The following is a 6,804-nucleotide window of genomic DNA, read 5'->3' on the forward strand; positions in this document are numbered from 1 at the left end:
CCACACCCGGTCTTGGTGCTGACGACCAGCGGCCAGCATCGCCATATAGCCGTCCCGGTCAGTGCCGAAGCGACCCTGCCCGACGGTCTGCTCCCGCTCGTTGATGACCTCGATTGTCGACGACCGCTTATGCGGATCGACCCCGATGATGACCCGTGCCACCAGCACTCTCCCTCCGTTGCTCCGACTGGGTGTCGGCCGGAGGGCAGCGCTACTTTGAGCTGGGCATACCCCTCTGGAGCCACTCCGCACCGCGGTGACCAGCGGGACGCACGCCAAATCTGAGCCACACCAAACTACGGTGGGCAGCCGATGTGAGAGCGACCCCGTTGGTCACCTCGCCAAGCCTGGCCGGGCTGCGGTCGTGCTGCCAGTAAACAAGTAGCCGATGAGCGGATTCATCGATGGATGGCTGACGACTGTGCGGTGGTGGTCGGTCAATTACGTCGATTGCGTTAGTTCGCCATCGACCACGATCGCCTCGGCCTAGCCGAGCATTCGGCGTTACGCCCTTCGACGAAGCATCGTCCAGCCGAGATGCCCCGCTCCCCATGGTTTCCGTATACCCGTGCATGTCAACCACGGGAACGGCTGTCCCCGGGGGCTCACGGCGCAGCTCCTCGTGATCGTCGCCCAGCCATGGCGGTCGCCTTATGATCTTGAAATTCGCGGGGATTATCTTCGTTTCGCCACCGCTGAACTCCAGTTGACATTCGCCGAGCGGCCCCTACGCTAAGCAATTTTGGAACCGATGGCCGTTGAATAACTTTCACGTTGAAGATGCCGCGCTCTAACCACTTGCCTTGTTGCCGTCCGGTATTACCCTTAAGCGCACGGGCTCCTGATGAGGTGATTCAATTTGAAGCGCTCAACCGTGATCATTGTCGCAGCAGCGCTAGCCCTCGGGGTATTTGGGGGAGCTGCATATGGGTACTACGCGTGGACGCACCACTCCAAGATCAATATTACGTCGGCTGAGGTTTTTGAGCCAATCGTGACGACCTCTAGCTCGCTAACTGGAATGTTGCCTGGCGATAGCAGGCCTCTGGCAGTCGATATCAGAAATCCTAACGCGTTCCCTGTAAAGCTGACCAAGGTAGCGGGTGGTACGGCCGCTACGCCGAGCGGCTGCCCAGAGTGGGCCATTAGAGTGAAGGAGCCGTCTAAATCGGATCCCGCATTTGTGATCCCGGCTCGCTCAGACCGGAGACTTGCCGTTCGGGTCGAGATGCAAAAGTGGGCTGATCGAAAGTGTGCGGGTCAACGGTTCGAACTCGACCTTCTTACGACCATTGAGCCGACGTGAGGGGTGCCCGTGACAGTAATGGTGTACTCAGCCGCCGGCGCGATCGTGGCCATTATTATCGGCTACTTTGTTAACCAGCTTCCCCCCCTAAGAAATCTTTCAAGAAGAATGCATTGGCTCGTCTTGGCCCTTCTCGCGGCGCTTGGTCTCGGTTCCGGACTCATCGCTTTTATGCTTTCGAATGCACAGGCGGCAACGATTCCGGTTGCCGCAATCGAGGCCCCCACTGAGGACGACAAGGTGTCACGTATTCTCGAAGTAGCAATCAATGTGACAAGGCGTCCAGATAATGGCACATCTCTTTGGTTAGGCTATCAAAACGAGGCGGGTGGCCCGCTGATCGTTCAAACCCAAAAATGTAAGATCCTCCAGAAGAGTGCTGACTGCGGGCCGCTGCACGTTGGCCGAGACGAAAAGGACAAGTCAGCCTTCAAGATTTTCCTCTTCGCGGCCGACGAGGACGCTACCTCGTCATTGGAGGATATCGGCGGGAAGATCCCGGGAGGGCCAGGTGCCAATATGGCAATCGACGAGTGGCCAGATGGAACTGATCTTCTGAGTATGGTTCGAAACGTCACGTTACGCTCCGCAGAATGAGTGCTATCAGCGGCTACTTCAAGTTTCGTATATTAATCAACGGCGTTAGAGAGGATAACAATGCGGCCGATATGCGCTGCAACGCGGCTCCGCTCTGACCGGCCGGGGGGTGCCCTCACCCGGAATGCATACGCCAGCCGTCGCACGCGGCCTCAACCTGGTTACTGCAGCGTCCGGATTTGCCGCAGATAACGCGCGGCCACGGCTATAAGCCCGTATGACGATTTGGTCGGTCCATTTGATCAAGCGGTGCCAGCAGATCAGGGCGCAGGCGAGGCTCACGAGGGCGTCATGGGTGTCGTGGCGGCGTTCCAGCGCACGGCCAGACGGCGGAACTGGTGCAGCAGGGCAAGGGTCTGTTCGACGACGTAGCGCAGCTTGCCCAGACCCCTAATACCCGGCGTCTTCGGCTTCGGGATGATCGGCTCGGTGCCGCGATCGCGGCAGGCCTGGCGGAACGCTTCGCTGCTGTATTCCTTGTCGGCGAGCGGGATCTTGATGCGGCGGCGAGGCTGTCCCGGGCGGACGGCGATCGATGGGTTGCCGTCGAGCAGGTCGACGGCGCGGCTGATACGGGCACGTTCGCGCCGCTGGTCAGCACGTAGATCGGGGTGCCGTTACCGTTACGCAGCAGGTGAATCTAAGAGCCGGGCCTGGCGCGGTTGACCGGTGAAGGGCCGGTTCCGGCGCCCTTTTTCGCGTCAATGTGACTGCCGTCCGTCGCCGCCTTGCTCCAGTCGATCCGGTCCGCGGCGTTCAACTTCGCGAGCAGAATCTGGTGCACCTGGTCGAACACGCCGGCCTCGGTCCAGCGGTGTAGCCGCCGCCAACAGGTCATCCCGGAACCGGACCCGAGTGCCTGCGGCAGATCTTCCCAGCCGATCCCTGTGTGCAGCACAAACAAGATGCCCTGCAAACACTGCCGGCCCGGCACCGGCCGCGGCCCCGGAGCCTTGTCCGGCCACGGCGGCAGCAACGGCTCAATCGGCTCCAACAACCAGTCATCAACATCCCACGGCCTGCCCACGACCACCGAACGGGACCGATCATCACTTCGCAGCGCTGATCATCATCGATTCAGCAGATCTTGTCAGGAGCTCTTTGGCGCCCGTTGCACCCGCCTCTCCCGGCCACCTTGGAGCCGGCCCGAAAGAGGCGGGATGCAGTCGCCGGGAGGTCGCCATTACTGGTCTGCCAGGACGAAATGCAAGATCGCGAGCTGCAGAACGACTGTTGCGGTGAAGGCGCTTCCTCCGGTGAGGATTGCGGTGGGGAGCCCGAACCCCGCCGCATTGGAGAGAAGAGCGGCGACAACGCCCACCAAGGCACCGAACAGCACGATGACGAGCACCCACAGACCACGGCTGGAGGGGGCCGACGGAGACCTACCTGAAGACCTGTTCATGATCCCGCCTTTACGACAGATCCTGTCACTTCAGAGAATCAACGCTCCCTAATGTTGTGCCACTGAAGCCAACTTGCACAACATTGCCGTGGTGGCGAAAAGGTTACTTGAGCCATGTTGACAGTTGATCTAAGTTCTACATAGTGATGCGTGCAACGTGGACTTATACTGCAGCGTCGAGCGGGTTGGGGTGGGTGCCATGACGGGAGCTGACGAGGCGGACGGAGCCCACAGCGAGCTGTCCCGCCGCTTGCGTGAGCTGCGACAACGCCGATGGGACCACCGTCGCCTCACCCAGAAGGAGCTGGCCGACGCTCTCGGTCTCTCCTCGACACTCATCTCCAACTGGGAGAAGAGTTCGATGGTCCCCCCGCCCAACCGGCTCCGCGACTACGCGACCCTGCTCGCCACCGACAGATCGCTGAGTGGCACCGGGTTGGCACTGCTTTCTGAGGACCAGCTGACCGAGTCCGAGATCGCCGAACGCGATCAGCTTCTCGAGGAGCTTCTGGCTCTCCGAGGCGAGGACAAGGTCGCCCCGGAGCCGACGTCCCGCATCCGACTCGACTGGATCTTTCCTCGGCGATCGTCGGTGCGCATCATTTGCGGACTTCTGGACAAGCCCGTGCATCCGTACAGCCAGCCCAAAGATCCGAACTACACGGAACTGTTCACCTTCGCCGATCCCGACGCCTTGATCGAGCTTCACGGTCATCTCTGGCGGATGAACCCCGAATGCGACATCCGCTTCCGGCGCTCCGATCGGCTCCTGGCCGGAGACTCCGCCGACGACCTCAACAGCCATCTCATCCTGCTCGGCGGGATCGGCCTCAACCAGCTGACCGAGAGGGTGCTGCGGGAGTCGGGAATGCCCATCAAGCAGAAAACCCACCCAGATTTCATCGAGACCGGTGAGATCTTCGAGGTGACGAAGGGCTCGGAAAAGATCGAGTTCCTGCCAACGATGTCCGGTAACGAGGTCGTCGAGGATGTCGGCCTGCTGGCTCGGATGCCGAATCCGAACAACTCCTCGACCACGCTGACGATCTGCAACGGGGTCTTCGCGCGGGGAGTCGTCGGCGCGGTGCGTACGTTGACCGACGACAATCTCCGCAAGAACAACGAAGCCTATCTGACGAGGCGTTTCGGAAGTGTTGACCGGTTCGCCATACTGATGCGGGTGCCGGTTCTCTTCTCCGGCACGGTGCTGACGCCCGACCTGCAGAAGGAACAAACGCGCCTGTACGAGTGGTCTGACGGACCGGTGCCATGAGGTCGGCATGAGCGGGAGAGGGCGCCCTTGTCAAGGCACGACACCACTCGTGGGGGTACGTCAGTGCCGGCACGCCACTTCGACTCACACTCGGTTCTTCTCCAACCGTATGTCCCCGGCGGCCGAACCGTACTGGACGGCATCGTCGTATCGACCTTCCGAGAACCGGATCATCTGGAGGCCGCGCTCCGGCTCGGCGCCGGTCTCGGCACACCGGTTGTCCTGATGTGCAGCCACGACGCTGTCGCCGACCTCGTCGCCGACAAGGTGCGATCAGTCGCCGGCGTCTCCGCGGTCGTCGTCGAGTTGCCCGTCGAGACTGATCCGAGGTTCACCTTCCTGGAGACGTCGCAACGGGGCAAGGAACGACCCAGCACTCATGGGAACCTCAGCTCGAAACGGAACCTGGGCCTTCTGCTCGGCCAGCTCGCCGGATGGCGAACCGTGATCTTTTTGGATGACGACATCTGTGGTCTCGAGACCAACGCCGTCCAGAGCGCAGCGAAGGCCCTGAGCCACCACGCAGCTGTCGGAATGCCGGCCGTTGACTTTCCCGACAACTCGGTCGTGTGCCATGCGAACCGCCGGGCCAGCCGCCGGCAGGACGTTTTCGTCAGCGGCTCGGCTCTCGCCGTCGACCTCGCCGAGGCAGAAACCTTCTTCCCGGAGATCTACAACGAGGACTGGCTGTTCCTCGCTCCCCTCCTTGATCGGAAGGCCGTCAGTGCCTTCGGCTCGGTGAGCCAGCTCGGATACGCCCCGTTCGAAGACATCAGCCGTGCGGGGGACCAGGAGTTTGGTGAAGTGGTAGCAGAAGGATTGGTCGGATATCTTCATTCGGCTGAACTGAACCCGCTTCCCAAGATTGACTATTGGAAGGCTTTTCTGGAAAGCAGATCACGTTTCATCTCTCATGCAATGCTCGGCTGTGAGGCCAAGGCTGGCTCGGACGAGGAGGCGGGAGCGGCCGTGTCCGCCCTCAAGTCGGCACAGGAGGCCCTGGCCAGGATAGAGGCCGACGTCGTCGAGGACTACGTCGCCGCTTGGAGCCGCGACCTGGTCGCCTGGCGGAGTTACATGCGCACACATTCCCCAGTGAATGACCTGACCGATGCGATGAAATATCTCGGCTTGCGCGGCGAGTTCATCCCCGCCCGCCGACACCCGCGGCCACCCGAGCGATCGGGCAAGGACCATGACCGGCGGCCGCCGAATCCAGCACAAACCCAGCGACTGTGTCCGGAGTAAAACAATGCCGCACTCAGGAGGAACGGAACCCTACCGTGTATTGCCTCTCGAACAGCCCGTTATCGAGGTCGAGGATCTGATCCTTCGCCCATGGCGCAAGAACGACGCCGCCAACGTGGTGAAAGCTTTCGGCGACCCGGAGATCCGAGCGTGGCATGAGCTGGAGCTAAATTCCCGCGAGGACGCCGTGCGTTGGATCGACGGCTGGCACGACCGGTGGGCCGCCGAGACAGGCGCCGCATGGGCGATCACCAAGGCTGCCGAGGAGGGGCAGCTTCTCGGCCAGGTCGCCTTCCGGTCGCTGTTCCTGGACGCCGGCATGGCCGAGTGTTCCTATTGGGTGATGCCGGACTATCGCGGCAACGGAGTTGCGGGGAAAGCTACCCAGGCGATGGGCGACTGGGCCCTCAACGAGCTGGGACTGTACCGCCTGGAGATCGTCCATTCGGTCCGCAATCTGCGTTCCTGTCGCGTGGCCACGAAGGCGGGCTTCACGGCCGAAGGCATCAAGCACAGTCTTCAGCGGTACAAGACCGGCGGCTTCCACGACATGCATCTGCACGCGAGGGTCAGGCCGGCCGAGACGCGGGCGCGGCCGCTCGACCGGGCGTTACTGGACATCATCGCCCATCCACGGCTGGTGTCCACTGTCACGCTGATGAGTCTCGGATCTGCGCTGCTCGCCTGGGCGTCCTCGCCCATCATGGTGTTTCTGCCCTTCCTCGCTTTCGCCGGCACGCTGGCCGTCCGCCCGCTGCTGGGCCGGACTGTCCGCAGACAGCCGCTCGAAGCCGGCTCCCAGCCGATCAGCGCCCGGCGCTAAAGCTCCTACACAATCTGCTGAATCGATGATTATCAACGCTGCGAAGTGATGATCGTTCCCGTTCGGTGGTCGTGGGCAGGCCGTGGGATGTTGATGACTGGTTGTGGGAGCTGATCTTCCCCGGGTTCCGTGAGTCGGTTTGGTTGATCTTC

At 61.8% G+C, this 6,804-nt stretch carries 7 protein-coding genes; 5 read left to right on the forward strand and 2 right to left on the reverse strand.

Features of this window, described 5'->3' with window-relative positions:
- The first annotated feature begins 1,315 nt into the window (after positions 1 to 1,315).
- Positions 1,316 to 1,903, forward strand: a complete 588-nt coding sequence (locus tag Ato02nite_RS48680; protein ID WP_213013551.1) for a hypothetical protein — start codon at positions 1,316 to 1,318, stop codon at positions 1,901 to 1,903.
- Between the two features lie 338 nt (positions 1,904 to 2,241).
- Positions 2,242 to 2,508, forward strand: coding sequence for a hypothetical protein (locus tag Ato02nite_RS53420; protein ID WP_438873133.1), 267 nt, complete (start codon positions 2,242 to 2,244; stop codon positions 2,506 to 2,508).
- A gap of 35 nt (positions 2,509 to 2,543) precedes the next feature.
- Here the strand turns inward: Ato02nite_RS53420 and Ato02nite_RS53425 are convergent, their stop codons facing one another.
- Both Ato02nite_RS53425 and Ato02nite_RS48690 read right to left on the reverse strand, forming a co-directional pair.
- Complete coding sequence (locus Ato02nite_RS53425; RefSeq protein WP_438873134.1) at positions 2,544 to 2,897, reverse strand: transposase; 354 nt, start codon at positions 2,895 to 2,897, stop codon at positions 2,544 to 2,546.
- Positions 2,898 to 3,086: 189 nt separating this feature from the next.
- Positions 3,087 to 3,254 carry a hypothetical protein gene (locus tag Ato02nite_RS48690; protein WP_213013552.1) on the reverse strand — a complete coding sequence of 56 codons (168 nt, stop codon included), beginning with the start codon at positions 3,252 to 3,254 and terminating at the stop codon, positions 3,087 to 3,089.
- A 253-nt stretch (positions 3,255 to 3,507) separates the two neighbouring features.
- Here Ato02nite_RS48690 and Ato02nite_RS48695 point away from each other — a divergent pair, with 253 nt between their 5' ends.
- The 3 genes from Ato02nite_RS48695 to Ato02nite_RS48705 all read left to right on the forward strand — a co-directional run bounded on the left by Ato02nite_RS48695 (position 3,508) and on the right by Ato02nite_RS48705 (position 6,652).
- Positions 3,508 to 4,581, forward strand: a complete 1,074-nt coding sequence (locus Ato02nite_RS48695; RefSeq protein ID WP_213013553.1) for a helix-turn-helix domain-containing protein — start codon at positions 3,508 to 3,510, stop codon at positions 4,579 to 4,581.
- Between the two features lie 63 nt (positions 4,582 to 4,644).
- On the forward strand, positions 4,645 to 5,829 hold the full coding sequence (locus Ato02nite_RS48700; RefSeq protein ID WP_213013554.1) for a hypothetical protein: 1,185 nt from the start codon (positions 4,645 to 4,647) through the stop codon (positions 5,827 to 5,829).
- Between the two features lie 40 nt (positions 5,830 to 5,869).
- Positions 5,870 to 6,652 carry a GNAT family N-acetyltransferase gene (locus Ato02nite_RS48705; protein WP_213013555.1) on the forward strand — a complete coding sequence of 261 codons (783 nt, stop codon included), beginning with the start codon at positions 5,870 to 5,872 and terminating at the stop codon, positions 6,650 to 6,652.
- Positions 6,653 to 6,804: the final 152 nt, after the last annotated feature.

The organism is Paractinoplanes toevensis (assembly GCF_018332695.1).
GTDB lineage: Bacteria > Actinomycetota > Actinomycetes > Mycobacteriales > Micromonosporaceae > Actinoplanes > Actinoplanes toevensis.